Origin of the sequence: Paenarthrobacter sp. TA1.8, assembly GCF_048595705.1 — a bacterium.
In the GTDB taxonomy this organism is placed as follows: domain Bacteria; phylum Actinomycetota; class Actinomycetes; order Actinomycetales; family Micrococcaceae; genus Arthrobacter; species Arthrobacter nitroguajacolicus.
Window position 1 is genome coordinate 1,158,846 of the sequence record NZ_CP184287.1, and the last position, 19,757, is coordinate 1,178,602.

The following is a 19,757-nucleotide window of genomic DNA, read 5'->3' on the forward strand; positions in this document are numbered from 1 at the left end:
CACCCCTCGCGAGGTGACAGATAATGCCCATGTTTGCAGCAAACATGGGCATTATCTGTAGTATCGGCGCGCGGATCCGGGCGGTTAGCCCACGTGCACCCACGGCCGGCGGGTGATGTCCGGCTCGGCTTCCCTCAGCACTTCGCGGGTTACCGGCGCAATCTCTCCTTCGCCAAAGAAGAGGAACTTGCTGAGGTTGGAAATCGGGTTGCCCTCGGTCCAGCGGAAGTAGATGTGCGGCATGAATCCGGTGACGTCCCGGATGTGGAGGAGTACTGCGGCCACTGTGTTGGGCACGTTGTTGCTGTGCACTTCCAGGATTTTGAACCCGTGCCGGAGCTTGCCCACAACTTGGAGTTCCTGCTCGAAGTCCGAGCTGTCGTCCACAATGACCTCGATGAAGACGGCGTCGCAGTCAACGGGCAGGTGGCTTGCCTGCTGGGCGTGCTGAAGCTTCTCCCTATAACGGCTTGCACTGAGGTGCTTGGGCTCGTGGGCAATGATGCGGACAGGGCCTTCGGAAGCGTTGGCCGTGAATTCGAGGGCTTTCTCGTCCATCTTGATGTGCGTGGCCCGGAGTTCGAAGGCGCGCCGCATGCGGGAGGTAAAACTGACAACCATGATGCCCAGGATGAAGAGGGCGGCAATCTTCAGGCCGTCGGGGCGCTCGATCGAGTTGACCACGGTGGTGTAGACGAAAACGAGCGAGATCAGTCCAAATCCAATGACCTGCGCCCGCTGCTTCTTTCGCCGCGCGGACAGGGTCACGGCTATTGAAGCCGAGGTAATCAGGACCAGCACGCCCGTGGCGTACGCGCCACCCTGGGCGTTGACGTCCGCCTGGAAAATGATGGTGACGATGAAGGCGATGACCGTGAACACCAGAACCAGTGGACGGAGAGCCCGTGCCCACGCAGGTGCCATGCCGTAGCGGGGCAGGTAGCGGGGGACAAGGTTCAAGAGCCCGGCCATGGCTGACGCGCCGGCGAACCACAGGATGGCAATGGTGCTGACGTCATAGACAGTTCCGAAGCCGTCCCCAAGGAACTTGTGAGCGAGGTAGGCCAGCGCGCGGCCCTCGGCCTTGCCACCGTCCTGGAATTCTGCGGCGGGGATCAGCATGACGGTGGTGAAGCTGGAGGTGATGAGGAACGAGCTCATGATGATGGCGGCGGTGGTGAGGAGCTTGTGGGCGCCCTTGATCCGGCCTGCCGGGTTGGCTTCGGTGTCTGTGGCGTGGCCCTTGATCTGGGGCATGACGGCAACACCGGTTTCGAATCCGGAGAGTCCCAGTGCCAGGCGCGGGAACACCAGCAGTGCCAGGGCGATCATCATGATGGGGTCGCCGTGGGAGGTGGTGAGTGCGGTCCACCAGTCGGTTATGACGCGTGATTCCGTGAAGAGGTGGGTCATGGAGACGGCAATCACCACGAGGTTGAGTGCAAGGAACGCCGCCACCAGCACTACTGCCACGTTGATGGCTTCCTTGAATCCGCGCAGGAAGACGACACCCAGGCCGGCGATCAAAGCCAGCGTGATGACCACTTGTTGGCCTTCGAGGAAGTGCGGCGCGAAGGGGTTCTCGATGAGGTGGGCTGTGGCGTCGGCGGCGGAGAGCGTGATGGTGATCATGAAGTCGGTTGCGGCGAAGCCAAGGAGGGCAAGGACGAAGAGCTTGCCTCCCCATCGTGGAAGCAGGCGTTCAAGCATGGCGATGGACCCTTCGCCGCGCGGGCTTTCCTTGGCCACGCGCCGGTAGACGGGGAGCGCGCCGGCCAGGGTTGCCAGGACCAGAAGTAGCGTGGCCAGCGGGGAGAGCAATCCGGCGGCAAGGGCGGCGATGGCCGGCTGGTAGCCGAGCGTGGAGAAGTAGTCGAGTCCGGTGAGGCACATGACCTTCCACCAGGCTTGCGGCTTATGCGAGTCCGCAGGCCGGCCGTGAGGTCCCTGCCGTTTCCCTGAGGTGTCCGGCATTCCTTCCAGCAGCCAGGATTTGAGCTTGAAGGAATTGTTGGGCTGATCGGCCGGGTCGGCCGGAGGCCTCGTCAGGGTGGTCACGGTGTCCTTTCGTGCAGCCGGATGCTGCGTCCGCTAGGAGCGTATGACCGTATTCGACGCCGGGACCCGGGTTTTTATGGAATCTTAACGCCCGCTGTGACCGGCATCTCATGCTGAACGCAGCCGAATCAATTTTGTAAACAGGTGATGCATATAAGGCAACTTTGAGTGTATGATGGGAGTCACAGCAACTGATCCAACTCGAAGGAGAGGCATATTTTGGAAGAGCTTCGCATTACGGCCAACGGGAACCTCGGACCCATCGATTCATCCCGCATTCCGCGTTACGCCGGTGCCGCCACCTATGCCCGCCTGCCCCGACTGGACCAGGTCTCCAAGGCTGACGTCACAGTAGTGGGCGTTCCCTTCGACTCCGGTGTCTCCTACCGCCCCGGGGCGCGCTTCGGTGCCAACCATGTACGCGAAGCCAGCCGACTGCTGCGCCCGTACAACCCTGCCTGGGACGTCAGCCCCTTCGAGAACATCCAGGTTGCCGATGCCGGCGACATGGCCGTAAACCCGTTCAACATCAACGAGGCAATCGAGACTGTCCAACAGAACGCCCTGGACCTCACGGCCAACGGCAGCAAGCTGGTAACCCTCGGTGGCGACCACACCATTGCACTCCCGCTCTTGAGGGCAGCGGCGGAGCGGGCAGGAGAGCCCATTGCGATGCTCCACTTCGACGCCCACCTGGACACCTGGGACACGTACTTCGGTGCCGAGTACACTCACGGCACCCCGTTCCGCCGCGCGGTGGAAGAGGGCATCCTGGACACCGAAGCCATCAGCCACGTGGGTACCCGCGGCCCCCTGTATGGCAAGAAGGACCTCGACGACGACCACCGCTTCGGCTTCGGAATCGTCACTTCAGCTGACGTCTACTACCAAGGCGTCCTGGAAACCGTAGCCAAGATCCGTGACCGCATCGGCAACCGCCCGCTGTACATCTCCGTGGACATCGACGTTTTGGACCCAGCACACGCACCCGGTACCGGCACCCCCGAAGCCGGCGGCATCACCAGCCGCGAACTCCTCGAAATCATCCGTGGCTTCCGTGGCATGAACCTCGTGGGAGCGGACATCGTTGAAGTTGCTCCTGCCTACGACCACGCCGAGATCACCGGTGTTGCAGGCAGCCACGTAGCGTACGAGCTCGTGACCCTCATGGCGGACAACGCCGTGGAAGGCGACCGCCAAGGTGCCCCGAACGGTTACGCGCAGCAGGCGCTCGGCGCTCGCATGGCCGAACTCGCACAGGCAACCGCAACTGCCGGGGACCAGCGATGATTGATTTCGATCCCGGCACAGCGGCCCCCACCAAGGGCACCAACCAGCGCAACGGCGGGGACCTCGTCGTCGAGACCCTTGAAGCGCTGGGCGCTAAGACCGTCTTCGGTATCCCCGGCCAGCACGCGTTGGGTCTCTTTGACGCCATGGGCCGCGGCAACCTGCACTTCGTCTCCTCCCGTGTGGAGAATAACTCCGCGTTCGCGGCCGACGGTTACTCCCGCGCCACGGGCGAGGTAGGTGTGCTGTTCCTGTCCACCGGTCCTGGCGCGCTCACCTCCCTGGCTGGCCTTCAGGAGGCCTACGCCACGGGTGTTCCCATGGTGGTTGTCGCCAGCCAGATCCCGCTCGACGGCCTGGGTGCACGCCGCAAAGGCATGCTGCACCAGCTCGATGACCAGAAGGCCTCGGCCGCGAACGTCACCAAGAGCCAGCGCCTGATCCAGCACGCCTCGGGTATCCCGTCGGCCATCCAGGACGCCTGGACCGAGGCGATTTCCTCGCCACAGGGCCCGGTCTGGATCGAAATCCCGCAGAACGTCCTCCTGGATCCCATCATGGTGCCGCCGGTGGAGGATGCGCTGGCCGAGGCATTCGATAACCCGCCGCGCGTCGAGCTGATCCGCGAAGCCGTGAAATGGCTTTCGACGGCGGAACGTCCGGCGATCATCGCAGGCGGCGGTACGCGTCGTGGCCGGGCCGAGAAGTCGCTGCTCTCGATTGCCGAGCAGCTGCGCGCGCCGGTGATCTGTACTCCCGGCGGCAATGGTGCGTTCCCGTGGACCCACGAGTTGTCGTTGCAGTCGTGGATCGAGGACCGGTACATGACCGATGTCCTGGAAGACGCCGACGTGTTGATCGTCATCGGTTCCTCGCTGGGTGAAGTGACTTCCAATTACTTCACATTCGAGCCCCGCGGCCGCATCATCCAGATCGACGCCGAACCCCGGGTCCTCGAATCCAACCGGCCCGGCCTGGGCATCCGTGCCGATGCCGGCCAAGCGCTCGCCGCGCTGGACGAAGCCCTCACAACGGCAGGGGCTTCGGACGCAACCAAGCGTGATTGGCACGGCACCAGCCCCGAAGACGTCGTCAAGGACTCTCTGGCCAAGGTCAAAGCGCGCCTGGAATCACAGGATCTGGCCAAGGAACTGAAGTTCATGGCCGACATCCGCGAGGCCGTCCCGGCTGACATGCAGACGTTCTGGGACATGACCATCTCCGCGTACTGGGGCTGGAGCTGCTGGGACGCCCGGCAGGGTCAGTTCCACTCCGCCCAAGGGGCCGGCGGCCTCGGCTACGGCTTCCCGGCGGCAATCGGCGGTGCCGTGGGTCTTGAAACCACGGGCAAGCCGAGTCGTGTGCTGGCCGTATCCGGTGACGGATCTTCCATGTACTCCATCTCCGAGCTCGCCACCGCCAAGCAGCACAATGTCCCGGTCACCTGGCTGATCGTGGACGACGGCGGCTACGGCATCCTGCGCGAATACATGGTGGGCGCCTTCGGCCAAGCCACCGCCACCGAACTCGCCCGCCCGGACTTCGTGAAGCTTGCTGAGTCTTTCGGCGTCCCGGCCCGCAGGGTTGCCCCGGAGGAAGTGGGGGACGCGCTCAAGGCGTCCTTCGCAGCGGACGGACCCAACGTCGTCGTGGTTGAAACACTGCTGAAGATGTTCGGCCCCACGCATCTGGATTAAACAGACGCGACTAACCCCACCAAAACAGCCAGCCCCCGCACGGAACACCGTGAGGGGGCTGACTGCGTTTCGTGGCACTAGTCGAGTTCGCGTTGGGTGCCCTCGGGAGTTAGCCTCACGGCAACCACTGCCGCAAGCATCGCGGCGATCCAGAACGCCGCTATCAGCCACAACCCACCGCCGGCTGCGAGGCTCAGGCCAGCGACGATCATGGGTGTGAAGCCCGCACCGACCATCGAGGCACCTTGATACGCCAGCGAAGCGCCTGTGTAGCGGTTACGGGTGGGAAATTGTTCGGCCACGTAGGCGGCGATAGGGCCGTAGAGGAAGCCTTGCACCAAGCCGTTGCCCAGCACGATCGCCAGGGCAAACGCCCACAGTTCACCGTTGTCGATGAGCAGCAGGATGGGGTAAGCAAGGACGGCGCCCAAGAGGGATGCGCCGACGAGGACCCGACGCCGTCCGATCCTGTCGCTGAGTCGCGCCGAGTAGAAGCAGATAATCAACGTCAGCAGCGCTGCGAACGCTTTGATGTTCAGCACGCCGTTCTTGTCGGCGCCGTTCTCCACGGCAACCGATACGCCCCACACCGTGGTCATGGATTGGCACACGTAAAAGGCCGTGGTGGCGAGCAAACCGAGCACCACGGCGCGACGGTTGTTTTTGAGGACATCCAGTAGGGGCACCCGGCGCTTGGCTCCTTCTGCTTCAAGTTTCTGGAAAGCCGGTGTTTCGGACACTTTTAGGCGGATGACCATTCCCACCGCGATCAGCGCGGCGCTGAGCAGGAATGGTACGCGCCAACCCCAAGCCAGGAAGTCGTCGCCGGACAGTGCTGCGAACAGGGACAGCGCGAGGGTGCCCAGGATGGCTCCGGCCGGTCCGCCGGCGTTGGCGAAAGCTGCCGCGAAGCCGCGGTGTTTCTTGGGCGCGTGCTCGATGGCCATTAGGGCAGCGCCACCCCATTCACCGCCCACCGCCACGCCTTGGACCAGTCGGAGGACCACCAACGCAATGGGTGCGGCAATCCCAATCTGGGATGTGGTGGGCAGCAATCCGATCATCGTGGTGCCGAAGCCCATGATGAGCATGGAGAGAACCAGCATCTTCTTGCGGCCCAGCCTGTCCCCGAAGTGTCCGAAGATCAGACCACCGAGGGGGCGCGCAACGTAGCCGACGGCGAGTGTTACGAAGGATGCGAAGAGGGCAAAGCCGGGGCCAAGATTTGCAAAGAAGACCTTGTTGAATACGAGGCTGGCGGCAGTGGCGTAGAGCATGAAGTCGTAGTACTCGATTGCACTGCCGATGAAGCTGGACGCCAGGATGCGGCGCATGTCCTTGGACTTCATGGAGTTTTCAGGCACGCTGCCGGGTGCTTCAGGGAGGGTGTCCTGGGATGGTGCTGAGCTCATGTGGTTCCTCAGTTCCGGGGATGGGGTTCGCGCATCAGCGCTGGCGCGCGAACGGAATGACGTCGAGATCGTTGGGGACGGTGAACTTTCCGTTGAAGTGCTCTTCTGCTTCGAGCCACACGGATGTGGATGCGTGCCCGGGCACAAGATGATGCAGGGCAAGGTGCCTGGCACCAGCGGCATCGGCCAGCTTCGCTGCCTCGCGGACACTGGTATGGGACTTGTAGTGGTGGTCGCGGGCGGCGCGGCTGCCGTCGTCGGTCTTATCGGCGTAGAGCGATTCCACCCAGTCGAAGTCGATGGCCTCGTGCAGCAACAGGTCCGTGCCTTGAGCCAGGGTGATCATGTTTTCCGTGTAAGCAGTGTCGCCGGAGATGGTCACGGAACCTTCTGCGGTATCGAAGCGGAAGGCGAAGGCCGGCGCCACTGGAGGATGTTCCACCAGGATGGCGGTCACTGTCACCAGCTCGTCGCGGTAGATCTCGAACGGTTCCATGTCCGGCGTCGGGTTGTTGTTGGGGTGGTAGCCGGCTCGTGCAGGGATCTGGATGTCTTCGGCTTTGAAGATATCCAAGGGGCTGGGTCGCAGGCTGTCCAGAATGCGGTCGTTGAGATCCGTGGCGTGAGCGGCCATCAATTGCTCAAACATCTGGCGGGTGCCCGGCGTCGGGTTCTCCGGTGCCAAGGGAAGAGGATCGACGACGGCGCGTGGCGACACCGGGGGCAGCTCCCCACGATTGCCGGGTCCAATGATTCTCACTGGATTGTCGGCGCGGTCTGCGAGGGCGTACAGGCCAAAAATGCCGAGACCGGCGAGATCATAGACGTGATCCGAGTGGAGGTGGGTAATGAAGAGCGCCCTCAAATCCTTGAGTTCCAAGGCTGACTGGCTGAGCCTGCGTCCGGCGCCTTGGCCGAAATCCACTAAGTAGAAAGCCTCTCCGACCACCACTGCGGTGGCTATTCCGGTGCGCTCGCCGGAATCCGCTGCCGCCCACCATCTGGGCCCGCCAGCGGTCCCCAGGGTGACGATATGCGGTTTCAGGGATGACGTCAGTGTCACGGGTGTCTCCTTCGACTTTGGCTTTTCTCCAGTGTGGCCCGACTCACTGATCTTGTATAATCAATCAATTCAAAGAAGTTCATAAGGAGAGCTGATGGCCGAGTTCACCCTTCGCCAGCTTGAGTATTTTGTGGCGGTGCTCGATCACGGCTCCCTCACCAAGGCTGCGAACGAGAGCAATATCTCCCAGGCCGCCGCTTCAATGGCGATTGCCCAGTTGGAAAAGAGCCTCGGCCTCGACCTGCTCATTCGGACCCGGGCGAAGAGAGTGGAACCCACGCCGGCGGGGCTGGAACTGGGCGTCCGTGCCCGGCGAATCCTTGGGGAAGCGGCGGATTTGCAGGCCGGGGCACTGATGGGGTCCCACGAAGAGATGCGCGGACGGGTGTCCATTGGCTGCATGGTGGCCATCTCGCCCCGGGTGATCCCGGAACTCATCGGCTATTTCGCCGAGAACTGGCCCGAGGTGGAGCTCGACTTCGTGGAAGGCGCTGCCGAAGACCTGCAGAAGGCGGTGGGGGAGGGCGCGTTGGACCTCGCGTTTGTTTACTCCCTTCAGGTGGTGCCGGGCGTCGATGTGGTCAAGGTGGTGGAATCCCGTCCGCAGTTCATGCTGGCTGCAAGCCACCCGTTGGCAGGAAGGGCATCGCTAAGCTTCGCCGACCTTGCCGGCGAGGATGTCATCCTCTTCAACGTTCCGCCCAGTGCTGAGCGCGTCACGTCTATGTTCCTCTCGGCAGGCATTGAGCCGAGGGTTCGCTGGAAGAGTGTGGTGGCGCAGACCATCCGCGGCGTGGTGGCCAGCGGAAGGGCCATCTCCGTGACTCACGCGTGGCCGGGGGTTGCTTCTGTTTACGCGGACTCCAAAGTTGCCTTGGTGCCCATTGAGGACGATCTCCCGGAGAGTTGGCTCGTGGCTGCTGTACCCCCGGGGATCAAGCGGCCCCGCAGGGTGGATGAGGTCATCGAGGCGGCGACCCGACTGGCCCGGTAACGCCCTTCTCCCCATCTTTAGTTTCCCAAAGCAATCAATCTGCGTTATAGTTGCTTTAGGCAAACAAAAAGAGGGGTGTTTCGCATGTCCGTCGGTTCTGCCACAGCAACCGATCTTGTGCATCAGATTTTCGATCTCCAGCGCACGCTGCGCTGTGTGGTGACTGCCCACATGGCCCGCGTGCCCGACGTCGGAATGGCTGTGCAGGGGGTGATGCGCTTCATCGGCGAGGGGGAGACCCGCGCAACCCAACTGGCCACTCGACTCGGCGTCAGCGCCCCGGTCCTCAGCCGGCACATCACCGAACTCGAGGAGCTTGGCTTTGTTGTCAGGCGGCCTGATCCAGCTGACGGCAGGGCGCAGCTTCTCGCCCTGACGGAAAGCGGCGCGGCGAAACTGCGCGAATTCGAAGAACAACGCAGCGTGAGACTGCGCGATTACCTGGCGGATTGGAGCGAGGCGGACGCCCTCGAGGCCTCCCAGGTCATCAACAAACTCACTGTGTCCCTCAAGGACTCAATCCGGGCAACGGCGGCCGGCTCCATAACAACAAACCAGACAGCTTAGGAGCCCACGCATGGCTACACCAGCAGTACACGACTCCCAGGCGGTGGACGCCTCAGTTAAAGGGGCGTCCGCGCCCATGACCCATCGGCAGATCATGGAAGCCCTGACCGGGCTCCTCGCTGCCTTCTTTACAGCGATCCTCAGCAGCACGATCGTCGCCAACGCGCTGCCCACCATCATGTCAGAGCTTAAGGGCACGCAAACCGACTTCGCCTGGGTCATCACGGCCGCGCTGTTGGCGAACGCTGCCACCACGCCCATCTGGGGCAAGCTCGCGGACCTCTTCGACAAGAAGCTCCTGGTCCAGCTGAGCATCATCATCTTCGTCGCCGGCTCGGTCATGGCAGGCCTTTCTGAAACCATTCCGCTGCTGCTGACCGCCCGTGTCATCCAGGGTGTGGCGATGGGTGGCCTCACCGCCTTGGCTCAGGCGATCATCGGCTCCATGATTCCGCCGCGCGACCGCGGCAAGTATTCCGGTTACATGGGTGCTGTCATGGCCGTAGGAACCGCTGGCGGCCCGCTGCTGGGCGGCTTCATCGTTGACAGCCCGCTGGGCTGGCGCTGGACGTTCTTCGTCTGTGTGCCGCTGGCCGTCGTCGCGCTCATCCTGCTCCAGGTGACGCTGAAGATCCAGCACATCAAGCGTCCGGCGAAGATCGACTGGCTGGGTTCCATCCTGCTGACGTCCGGCGTGAGCCTGCTACTCATCTGGGTTTCCTTCGCCGGCAACCCTGACTACTACGACTGGTTCTCCTGGCAGTCCGCGCTCATGGTGGGCGGCGGCGTAGCCCTGCTGGCACTTCTGGTGCTGGTGGAAACCAAGGTTCCCGAGCCCATCATTCCGCTCAAGATCATCTCCGAGCGCACCACCGCCTTGGCTATCGTTGCCTCCGTTGCCGTTGGTATCGCCATGTTCGGTTCGTCCACCTTCCTGGGCCAGTACTTCCAGGTTGCCCGCGGCGCCACACCCACCGAGGCCGGCCTGCTGACGCTACCGATGATCGCCGGCAACCTGATCGGTTCCGTCGCATCCGGCATTCTGATCAGCCGCTTCGGCAAGTGGAAGAGGTTCCTGGTTGCAGGGTCCGTCCTCCTCATCGGCGGCCTCGCATTCGCCGGAACCATGGACCACACCACTGAACTGTGGATTGTGGCGATCTATACCGGCGTGTTCGGCCTAGGCCTTGGCATGCTGATGCAAAACCTGGTGCTTGCTGTTCAGAACACGGTCCAGGCCAAGGACATTGGAACCGCCAGTGCTTCGGTGGCGTTCTTCCGCTCAGTGGGTGGTGCGATCGGCGTATCCGTCCTGGGCGCCATCATGTCCAACCATGTGAAGGAACTTGCCGTTGAAGGCATGACTGCCGCGGGCATTCCGGCCCAGGGTGGTGCCTCCGGAGCCAGCATGGATCTGGCCGATATGCCCGCTCCCATCGCCGAGATCATGCGGGCAGCCTACGGTGACGCGACCGCGCAGATCTTCCTGATCTCGGCGATCATCAGCGTTGTGGCCCTCCTGGCTGTGCTGTTCATCAAGGAACGCCCACTGCGCCGCACCGTTGATGCTGCTCCGGAAAAGGAACTCATTGCCACGGCTTCAGGAGACGCTGGTATGTCGCTGGACACCGCGTCCATGGACGCGGTGAAAGCGTCCGACGACGGCGCGCGCCGCTTGGGTGCCGACCCTGCGGTTTCAGGGGGTCCCCGTCATGTTCCCGTGATGGAGCGACCGGCTTCGAACGCGGAGTCCGGGTCCGACCTTGACCTGGAGTTCGCCCGGATCCTCACGCAGGAACGACCCCAGGGCACGGCTGATGTGAAGGAAGTTCAGGAACAACTGTCCCGTACCCAGTACGTCCTGGCCGAACAGCAGCTGCAGCTCAGTCGAGCCAACGTGGAACTCCAGGCCCGGTTGCGGGAGCAGCAAACCATCGCGGAGCAGCAGGCCCATACCGCGGAGGAGCTCGCCGCGATCCGTAAGGAGCTCAAACGCGAACGCAGGCAGCAGGAACGGATGGCGTTGTTGCTCCTCCAAGGCGTCGAAGCCCGCGCGGACCACGGCAAGCACGCGGGCTGACTCCTCCACGGATCCCGCCCTTGTTTGACACTCCTCGCGTACTACGTGGAGCTTGACCAACGAGGGCGGGACTGAAAACGCCGGCTGGGAAACCAGCCGGCGTTTTTGTTGCCGGCAGGGTGTCTACCCAAGGGGGATACCCCAGAGCGGGCACGACCGACACGGGAAATACTCCGCTGGGATGATCTTTTCCGTAAGTTGTTTCGCCCGGGCAACGGATTTCGTAGAGTGGGGAGGCTAATACTGTCAGCCCCTGCTGCCAAACTTCTCTTACCTCATTCACGCACTCTTTCTAAGGACCCGTGGGCATGCTTGTCACCCTTATACGGCGCTACTCCAAGCCGTATTTGCCGCAGATTGTGGCTGTGCTGATTTTTCAGTTGGCGTCCACCATCGCCACGCTCTACCTCCCCAGCCTCAACGCCAAAATCATTGATGAGGGAGTTTCCCGCGGAGACACCGACTTCATCTGGCAAACCGGTGTGCTCATGCTCGGTGTCGCCCTTGGACAGGTGCTTACCGCTATCATCGCCGTTTACTTCGGCGCCCGCGTTGCCATGGCAATCGGCCGCGACCTGCGCCGAAGCGTCTACCGGCAGGTCAGCAGCTTCTCCGCCCAGGACGTTAACCGATTCGGTGCTCCCACGCTGATCACCCGCGGCACCAACGATGTCCAGCAGGTACAGATGCTGGTGCTCATGGGCCTGAACTTCATGGTTTCCACGCCCATCATGTGTGTTGGCGGCATCATCATGGCCCTCCGTGAGGACCTCAACCTCTCGTGGCTCGTATGGGTTTCCGTTCCGGTCCTGGTGGCCGTAGTGGGCTACCTCGTAGTCCGGTTGATGCCGCTGTTCCGTTCCATGCAGACCAAGATCGACGCGATCAACGGTGTGCTGCGCGAGCAAATCATCGGCATCCGCGTGGTCCGTGCCTTTGTGCGTGAACCCCACGAGGCAAAGCGCTTCGGCGATGCCAATGATGACCTCACCGCAGTGTCCGTGAAGATCGGCAACCTGTTTGTCCTCATGTTCCCGGCCATCGGCATGATCCTGCACCTGTCTACGGCTGCCGTGCTGTGGTTCGGTGGCCAGCGCGTGGACTCTGGTGACATGCAGGTGGGTGCGCTCACGGCCTTCCTCCAGTACCTGTTGCAGATCCTGATGGCCGTCATGATGGGCACGTTCATGGCCATGATGATTCCCCGCGCGTCCGTCTGTGCAGATCGCATCGGCGAGGTGCTCGACGTCGAACCTTCCATTCACAACCCCACCTCACCGGTGGTGCCGGCTGAGAAGAAGGGTCGCGTGGAATTCCGCGACGTCACGTTCAAGTACCCGGGTGCGGAGGCGCCGGTGCTGAGCAACATCTCCTTCACCGCCGAGCCGGGTAAGACCCTGGCCATCATCGGGTCAACGGGCGCAGGCAAGACCACCCTGGTTTCGCTCCTGCCGCGGCTTTACGATGTCGCCTCGGGCGACGTACTGCTCGACGGCGTGCCCGTCACCAAGATGGACGCATCTGAAATCACCAGCCGGGTCTCCGCGGTTCCGCAGAAGCCATACCTGTTCTCCGGGACTATCGAGCACAACCTGCGCTTCGGCAAGCCCGATGCCACCGACGAAGAACTGTGGGAGGCGTTGGAGACTGCGCAGGCCAAGGGCTTCGTCGAGGAAAAGTCATCCGGTTTGAACAGGCGCATTGCCCAAGGTGGTACCAACGTTTCCGGTGGCCAGCGCCAGAGGCTGTCCATTGCCAGGGCGTTGGTTACCAAACCGAATGTGTACCTGTTTGATGATTCGTTCTCCGCTTTGGACGTCGCTACCGATGCCAGGCTGCGGAAGGCCTTGAAAGCCAAGACCAGGGACTCCACGGTCATCATCGTGGCCCAGCGTGTGTCAACCATTGCGGACGCGGACGAGATCCTGGTGCTGGATAACGGCCGGATCGTCGACCGTGGAACGCACGACGAACTGCTGGAGACGTCACCCACGTACCAGGAAATCGTTGAATCCCAGCTGAGCGTGGAGGAAGTGGCATGAGCGAGCAGAACCAGCAGAAGAAGCGTGGCTGGGCTGCCAAGGCAGAGGCCGCCAAAGATGCCAAGGCGACGGCCGAGGCTGAGGTAGCAACCGAGCTGCTTGATGACGAGGACTTCGTCGAAGAGGAGTACGTCCCTTCCGAAGCCGACGGCGGCATGTTCGGCGACGTTCCGGCAAAGAAGGCCAAGGAGTTCTGGCCGTCCGCCAAGCGGCTCATGGGCCTGCTGAAGCCCGAGAGCGTTGGCGTGTACATCGTGATCGGCCTTGTCATCGTCTCGGTGGTGCTCAACGTGATCGCGCCCAAGGTCCTGGGTACTGCCATGGACGTCATTTTCGGCGGCGTCATTGGCAGGCAGGTCCCCGAGGGAGTCTCCCAAGAGCAGTTCGTGGAGCTCATGCGTCAGCAGGGGCAAGGCAACTTTGCGGACATGGTATCCAAAATGGAACTCACCAACGGGATTGACTTCCCCAAGCTGACGTTCCTGATTTCGATCGTGCTGCTCATGTACTTTGTGGCCAACATCTTCCTGTGGGCCCAAGGTTGGTTGCTCAACAGGATCGTCATGCGGGTCATCAAGAAGCTACGCAACGACGTCCAGGCCAAGCTCAACCGGCTCCCGTTGAACTACTTCGACACCCGCCAGCGTGGCGACATCCTGTCCCGCGTAACCAACGACGTCGACAACGTCCAGCAGGGTCTTCAGCAGGCGTTCTCCCAACTGGTCAGCTCCGTCCTCACGGTCCTGGGTATCACGGTCATGATGTTCATCGTGTCCTGGGAGCTGGCGCTGATTGCCTTGATCGCACTGCCGTTGTCCGGCATTGTTGCCGGCGTCATTGGTGCCCGCAGCCAGAAGCTCTTTGCTGCGCAGTGGAAGAACACCGGCGCACTCAATGGCCAGATCGAGGAATCGTTCTCCGGCCACGACCTCGTGAAAGTGTTCGGCCGAGATGCCGACATGCTGGAGCGTTTCGACGAGAAGAACGAGGAACTCTACAAAGCATCCTTCGGTGCGCAGTTCGTGTCCGGCGTGATCTTCCCGGCCATGAACTTCGTGTCCTACCTGTCCTACGTCGGCATCGCCGTGGTGGGCGGCCTCCGCGTTGCCTCGGGCTCCATGAGCCTCGGCGACGCCACGGCGTTCATCCAGTACTCCCGTGAATTCACCCAGCCGCTGGGCCAGATTGCCGGCATGGCCAACATGCTGCAGTCCGGCGTTGCCTCCGCAGAGCGCGTTTTCGAGTTCCTGGACGCCGATGAAGAAGTTGAAGAGAACGCCACTCGCCACCTGCCCTCCAAGACCGACGGCCACGTGGAATTCGAGCACGTCTCCTTCAGCTATGTGGAGGACAAGCCGCTGATCGAGGACCTGTCCTTCGCTGCGGAACCTGGTCACACGGTGGCCATTGTGGGGCCTACCGGTGCAGGCAAGACCACGCTGGTGAACCTCGTGATGCGTTTCTACGAGCTCAATGCCGGCCGGATCACCCTTGACGGCGTTGACATCAAGGACCTCAGCCGTGCTGAGCTGCGGTCCAAGGTTGGCATGGTGTTGCAGGATGCCTGGCTCTTTGGCGGGACCATCTACGACAACATCAAGTACGGAAACCTGGACGCCACCGAAGAGCAGATCATGGAGGCGGCGAAGGCCACCTACGTGGACCGCTTCGTGCGGGCCCTCCCTGACGGTTACCAGACGATCATCGACGAAGAAGGCAACAACGTCAGCGCAGGTGAAAAGCAGCTCATCACCATCGCCCGTGCCTTCGTCTCCGATCCTTCGTTGTTGATCCTGGATGAAGCCACGAGCTCCGTGGACACCCGTACCGAGCTGCTGCTGCAGAAGGCCATGGCAGCGCTCCGAACGGACCGTACGAGTTTCGTGATCGCCCACCGACTCTCCACGATTCGGGACGCCGACACCATCCTGGTGATGGAAAACGGCAAGATCGTGGAGCAGGGAAACCACACCCAACTGCTCGCTCTCCAAGGCGCGTACTACCGCTTGTACATGTCCCAGTTCGCGGGTGAGGAAGAGACTGCCGTAGACGACGCGACGGCGGTGCACAGCTGAGCACGGAAACAGTGAAGGAGCCCATGGCACCCCGGCGCATTGAGGTCCTTGTACCCATGCGCTGGGGTGACATGGACGCCTACGGACATATCAACAACGTCCAGATTGTGCGCATGCTCGAGGAAGCCCGCATCGCAGCCTTCGGGCCGCCCCGCGGCGCTGGCCTCCCCGGCGTCGAACCTCCCGCTGCCCTCTTCAACGATGTTGAGGAGGGCATCATGACCCTGGTGGTGGAGCACAAGGTCCGCTACGTCCGGACGTTGGACTACCGCAACATCCCGGCTGTCGTTGAGATCTGGGTCGGTGCGGTCAAGGGCGCGAGCTTCGATCTCCACTACGTCATTAAGGACCCCGTCACGCGGGAAGACTGCGTCAAAGCCACCACTCACCTGGCTTTCGTGGCGGAGGCCACCGGACGGGTCCTCAGGCTCACTCCGGAGCAAAAGGAAAAGCTCGAACGCTACCGCGCGTAGGCCCTGCTGCCCGTAGAGTTTCAGCATGAAACTTGAAATTGCAGTGGTGAGCGCGGCGGGTGCAGGTACGGCCGCCGCCGAAGGAGCCAACCGCGTCGAGCTGTGCAGCGGCCTGGAACTTGGCGGAATCACTCCAAGCCAAGGACTCATGGAATCGAGCATGGAACACGTCGATGGCCGTCTGGAAATTCATCCGCTGATTCGCTCCAGGCCCGGCGATTTCCGGTACTCGGCGTCCGACCTGGACACCATGGTCCACGAGATCCGCCACCTGCTCGCCCAGGGTGCCCACGGGGTGGTGATGGGGGCGCTCACTCCCTCAGGCGAAGTGGACGTGCAAGCAGTACAGCGTCTGATGGGCTCGGCCAGGGATGCCAATCCTGAAGCGCAACTGACCTTCCACCGGGCCATCGACCATTCAAAAGACCCTTTGGCCGCCCTTGAGCAACTCATGGAACTGGGCTTCACCCGGGTCCTGACGTCAGGGCATGAAGCTACCGCCGGAGCAGGCCTGCAAACCTTGACCTCCATGGTGGAGCGGGCGGGGAGCGCACTGGAAGTCATGGCCGGCGGCGGCCTTTCGCTGGAGGATATCCCGGCAATGCACGCGGCGGGCCTGTCCGCCGTTCACCTGTCCGCGAAGAAGACCGTCTCCACCCTTGGGGAAGGTGCCATCTCCCTGGGCGGCCAGGACGGCAGCGATCCCACTGCCTACACCGTCACCGATCGCGAGGTTGTCAGGGCAGCCAGGGCGAAAGTCAACGCGCTGAACCTTGCCATGCCCAAGTAGCCCCTGCTGTCCAGCTACGGACGGGAGTATTGCAGTGATCGCGCATCGTAATGACTCTTTACGCCGCCGTGGAACATCGGGATGATGTAAGGATTCACCAACTCAGTGAAAAGCCCCGGAAGCTACCTTCAGGAGTCCCAGCGATGCCGCTGCCCGTGCCGGTTTCACCGGCCCCCGTTTCCCCTCCCAGAACAAGCAGAAACAGTGCGCTGACCGAAGCCCACCCGGAGCTGGAATGTGGCATTGGGGCGTGGGACAAATTGCTCTACGGAAACCACCGGTTCGTGGTGGAAGTGGTCCATGTAGGGGAAGAGGCCCAAGAGACCCACTTACCAGCCAGTGCTCACAGGGTGGTCATCCCTTGGCGACGGCAGGACCACCACCCGGCGTCGGTTGACGTCATCATCGTCTCGGAAAAGAGTGGCACCAGGGTCCGGAACGTGCTCGTGGAAGAGGCCAGCCGGGAGTCCGGAAGCATCATTTTCGAGGCGGTCGATGGCTTGGGGATGTATTTCGTCTATTACCTGCCCTACGCCATGCTGGGCAAACCCCACTATCCCCAGGCGCAGTACCTCCCGCATCGTCCGGCCGCAGAGCCCGCCTGGGCTGCCGCCGTCGGGCGTTCAGCGTGGGTTCCGGCGAAGCGTGAGCTGCCAAAGGCCACAGTCCTGCGATACGAGGCGGCCAGCGAGCGGGACACCTTCGCGCCGATGAACTTCACTGCCCGCATGGACGAACTGGAGAAGTTCCACCGGGCTTACGGGGGCCAGGCCTTCCTGGTGTTTCCCGAGGACCGCCTGCACCCCATCTCCATGCAGGGCGACCTTCCAGCACACTGGGTGATCAACGGGCCGGGGACGACATTCACAGCCAATGCCCGGCCCGGGGAGGACTACGTGGTCCAGCTTGGGTTGTACGCTCAGCAGGACCTCGCAGCCGTGACGGTCGAAGTCACAGCGCCGTCCGGGGGACACTGCATCAACACTGATGGCGTGGACCGTCTGGGCAGGCCATGGCAGAGGACGCTTGCCTTGAGAGCCGGGCAGGTGCAGGCGCTGTACGTGATCCTGCCAGTCCCGCGCAATGCTGCCGGAACCACCGTGGAGGCGTTGGTGAGGATTACCGCCACCGGTATAAGCGCCACTGGCAAAGTGGCGCAGTACGTCGAGGTCACGCTTGATGTGGCTGCAGACGCGGACACAGAACCCGACGGCGGCTTCGGAGATCCGCGGTTGCTGGGGCGCCTGGCTTGGCTGGATTCGCGGGTGGCCCAGGACGCTGAGCTCGTTAGGCCCTTCACGCCCATCACGTTGGACGAATCGAGCAGGACGTTGGGGATTCTGGGCAGGTCCCTGCGGTTGGCGGAGTCGGGACTGCCGGCGCAGGTGACGTCCACCTTCACCACCGCCGTCACCGCAACTGATGGTCCCGCCGTCGAGCTATTTAGTGCCCCGATGCGGCTGGACGTCGAGGGAATCGATTGGACGCATGGGCAGCTCATCTTCACTGAGGAGGGCCCGGGGCGGACGTCGTGGCGGTGCAGCTGGACGGGCCGAAAAGAGGGCAAGTCAGCGCTGACGCTGGAGCTGAACGGCGTTCTCGACGCCGATGGTGCCGTTTCGTACTCGTTGCACCTCAGTTCCGAGGGAACTGTGGACGTGAACGACGTCGGGCTGCAGCTTGAGTTTTGGGAGCCGGCGGTTCCGCTGGCCATGGGTTTGGGTGTCCCGGGTGGGCGGCGACCGGAATCTCTTGACTGGGCGTGGGACGTATCGGCGAAGAACCAGGACGCGCTGTGGCTGGGAAGTGTGAACGCCGGAATCCAGCTTGCCCTTCGCGATGGCAGCTATGAACGGCCGCTCAACACCAACTTCTACCGGGAGAAGCCGTTGGTGGAGCCGACGTCGTGGGCCAATCGACAGCAAAGCAGCGGGGACGCCATAGTCCGAGGCGGGGTTAAGCTGCACACGGCAGGCGGCATGGTCACGCTGAACGCCTTCAGTGGCGCGCGGACACTGATTGCCGGCGAACCCGTGGACTTCGATTTCCGCCTGTTGCTGACACCGTTCAAGCCGATCGAACCAACTGAGCACCTGGGGAAACGCTACTTTCACGCTCCTGAAAATCCGGCCGACATCAAGGCCGCGGGAGCCACCGTGGTCAACGTCCACCACGCAACGGCACCGGCTCCGTTCATCAATGATCCCCTGCTGACCCGGGACTCGCTTCGGAACTACGTTGCCGAGTGTCATGGGCAGGGTCTGAAGGCCAAGGTGTACAATACGGTCCGCGAGCTCACATTCCGCAGTCCGGAGTTGTTGCCGTTGCTGCACCTGGACCAGGAGATCTTCAGTGATGGACCGGGCGAGGGACATATCTGGCTGCAGGAACATGCGGGAAGCGGCTACGTCTCAGCGTGGTTCGCGCCCAACGTGGACGACATTGCCGTGGTGACCACGGGTGAGTCGCGGTGGGAGAACTTCTACGTTCGCAGCCTCCATGAACTGGCCAAGGGCGAGGACGGGATCGACGGCATTTACCTTGATGACATTGCTTACGACCGGCATGCCATGCTGCGGGTCCGCAAGGTCCTTGAGAGGGCCTGCCAATCCAGAGGTGTGGACGGGCCGGAAATTGACCTTCATTCTGCCAACCAGTTCACAGCCCATGACGGATACGCGTCCTCAGCCAATCTGTACATGGAGCACCTGCCCTATGTGGACCGGCTCTGGCTGGGGGAGTACTTCGACTACCACACCACTGACCCCGACTATTGGCTGGTGGAGCTGTCCGGGATTCCCTTCGGACTCATGGGCGAGATGCTGGAAGGCGGTGGCAACCCGTGGCGTGGCATGGTGTTCGGCATGACAGGCCGGGCACCCGCCGTCGACAACCGCCCGCTCTGGGAGTTCTGGGCCGCAAGCGGGCTGGAAAGCGGGCAGATGCAGGGCTTCTGGGACCCTCAGGCACCTGTACGGACCAGCCACCCGGACGTGCTGGCCACCACGTGGGTGACAGAGCACGGAATGGTTGTAGCGCTGGCGTCATGGGTCGGTGAAACTGAGGATGTGACGTTGATTTTCGACGACGACGCTGCCGCCCAGGAGGTCGTAGCCCCGGGCATCCCCGGGTTCCAATCCGCCGCAAGCTACGCGCCCGGCCAAGCCATCACCCTTGAGCCGCAGCGCGGCCTCCTTCTCACGATCGGATACTGAC

Annotated in this window: 13 protein-coding genes; 10 read left to right on the top strand and 3 right to left on the bottom strand. The window is 62.5% G+C overall.

Annotated elements, in window-relative coordinates; genetic code table 11:
• Nucleotides 1-84: 84 nt before the first annotated feature.
• Nucleotides 85-2,058 carry an APC family permease gene (locus tag ACNAOT_RS05605; RefSeq protein WP_420180332.1) on the bottom strand — a complete coding sequence of 658 codons (1,974 nt, stop codon included), beginning with the start codon at nt 2,056-2,058 and terminating at the stop codon, nt 85-87.
• 219 nt (nt 2,059-2,277) lie between these two features.
• On the opposite strand from ACNAOT_RS05605, the gene speB reads away from it, so the two are divergent.
• Nucleotides 2,278-3,348, top strand: a complete 1,071-nt coding sequence (gene speB, locus ACNAOT_RS05610; protein ID WP_091465770.1) for an agmatinase — start codon at nt 2,278-2,280, stop codon at nt 3,346-3,348.
• Nucleotides 3,345-5,045 (top strand): thiamine pyrophosphate-binding protein, encoded by a 1,701-nt coding sequence (locus ACNAOT_RS05615; protein WP_420180333.1) that lies wholly within the window; start codon nt 3,345-3,347, stop codon nt 5,043-5,045. Before speB ends, ACNAOT_RS05615 begins: the two co-directional genes overlap by 4 nt.
• Before the next feature lie 77 nt (nt 5,046-5,122).
• On the opposite strand, the gene ACNAOT_RS05620 is transcribed toward ACNAOT_RS05615, so the two are convergent.
• Nucleotides 5,123-6,457: an MFS transporter gene (locus ACNAOT_RS05620; RefSeq protein ID WP_420180334.1), complete on the bottom strand. Its 1,335-nt coding sequence runs from the start codon at nt 6,455-6,457 to the stop codon at nt 5,123-5,125.
• Between the two features lie 34 nt (nt 6,458-6,491).
• Complete coding sequence (locus ACNAOT_RS05625; RefSeq protein ID WP_420180335.1) at nt 6,492-7,520, bottom strand: MBL fold metallo-hydrolase; 1,029 nt, start codon at nt 7,518-7,520, stop codon at nt 6,492-6,494.
• Between the two features lie 94 nt (nt 7,521-7,614).
• Between ACNAOT_RS05625 and ACNAOT_RS05630 the strand changes: the two genes are divergently transcribed.
• The 8 genes from ACNAOT_RS05630 to ACNAOT_RS05665 all read left to right on the top strand — a co-directional run bounded on the left by ACNAOT_RS05630 (nt 7,615) and on the right by ACNAOT_RS05665 (nt 19,756).
• Nucleotides 7,615-8,514, top strand: coding sequence for a LysR family transcriptional regulator (locus ACNAOT_RS05630; protein WP_420180336.1), 900 nt, complete (start codon nt 7,615-7,617; stop codon nt 8,512-8,514).
• An 84-nt stretch (nt 8,515-8,598) separates the two neighbouring features.
• Nucleotides 8,599-9,081, top strand: coding sequence for a MarR family winged helix-turn-helix transcriptional regulator (locus ACNAOT_RS05635; protein ID WP_017197676.1), 483 nt, complete (start codon nt 8,599-8,601; stop codon nt 9,079-9,081).
• Nucleotides 9,082-9,091: 10 nt separating this feature from the next.
• On the top strand, nt 9,092-11,161 hold the full coding sequence (locus tag ACNAOT_RS05640) for an MFS transporter (RefSeq protein ID WP_420180337.1): 2,070 nt from the start codon (nt 9,092-9,094) through the stop codon (nt 11,159-11,161).
• Nucleotides 11,162-11,469: 308 nt separating this feature from the next.
• Nucleotides 11,470-13,203, top strand: a complete 1,734-nt coding sequence (locus ACNAOT_RS05645; protein ID WP_091465775.1) for an ABC transporter ATP-binding protein — start codon at nt 11,470-11,472, stop codon at nt 13,201-13,203.
• Nucleotides 13,200-15,278: an ABC transporter ATP-binding protein gene (locus ACNAOT_RS05650; RefSeq protein WP_420180338.1), complete on the top strand. Its 2,079-nt coding sequence runs from the start codon at nt 13,200-13,202 to the stop codon at nt 15,276-15,278. The genes ACNAOT_RS05645 and ACNAOT_RS05650 overlap by 4 nt, the downstream gene beginning before the upstream one ends.
• Before the next feature lie 56 nt (nt 15,279-15,334).
• On the top strand, nt 15,335-15,751 hold the full coding sequence (locus tag ACNAOT_RS05655) for an acyl-CoA thioesterase (protein ID WP_178994430.1): 417 nt from the start codon (nt 15,335-15,337) through the stop codon (nt 15,749-15,751).
• Nucleotides 15,752-15,776: 25 nt separating this feature from the next.
• A complete protein-coding gene (locus tag ACNAOT_RS05660) occupies nt 15,777-16,541 on the top strand; it encodes a copper homeostasis protein CutC (protein ID WP_420180339.1) in 765 nt (254 codons plus the stop codon).
• A 143-nt stretch (nt 16,542-16,684) separates the two neighbouring features.
• Nucleotides 16,685-19,756 carry a glycoside hydrolase domain-containing protein gene (locus ACNAOT_RS05665; RefSeq protein WP_420180340.1) on the top strand — a complete coding sequence of 1,024 codons (3,072 nt, stop codon included), beginning with the start codon at nt 16,685-16,687 and terminating at the stop codon, nt 19,754-19,756.
• Nucleotide 19,757: the final 1 nt, after the last annotated feature.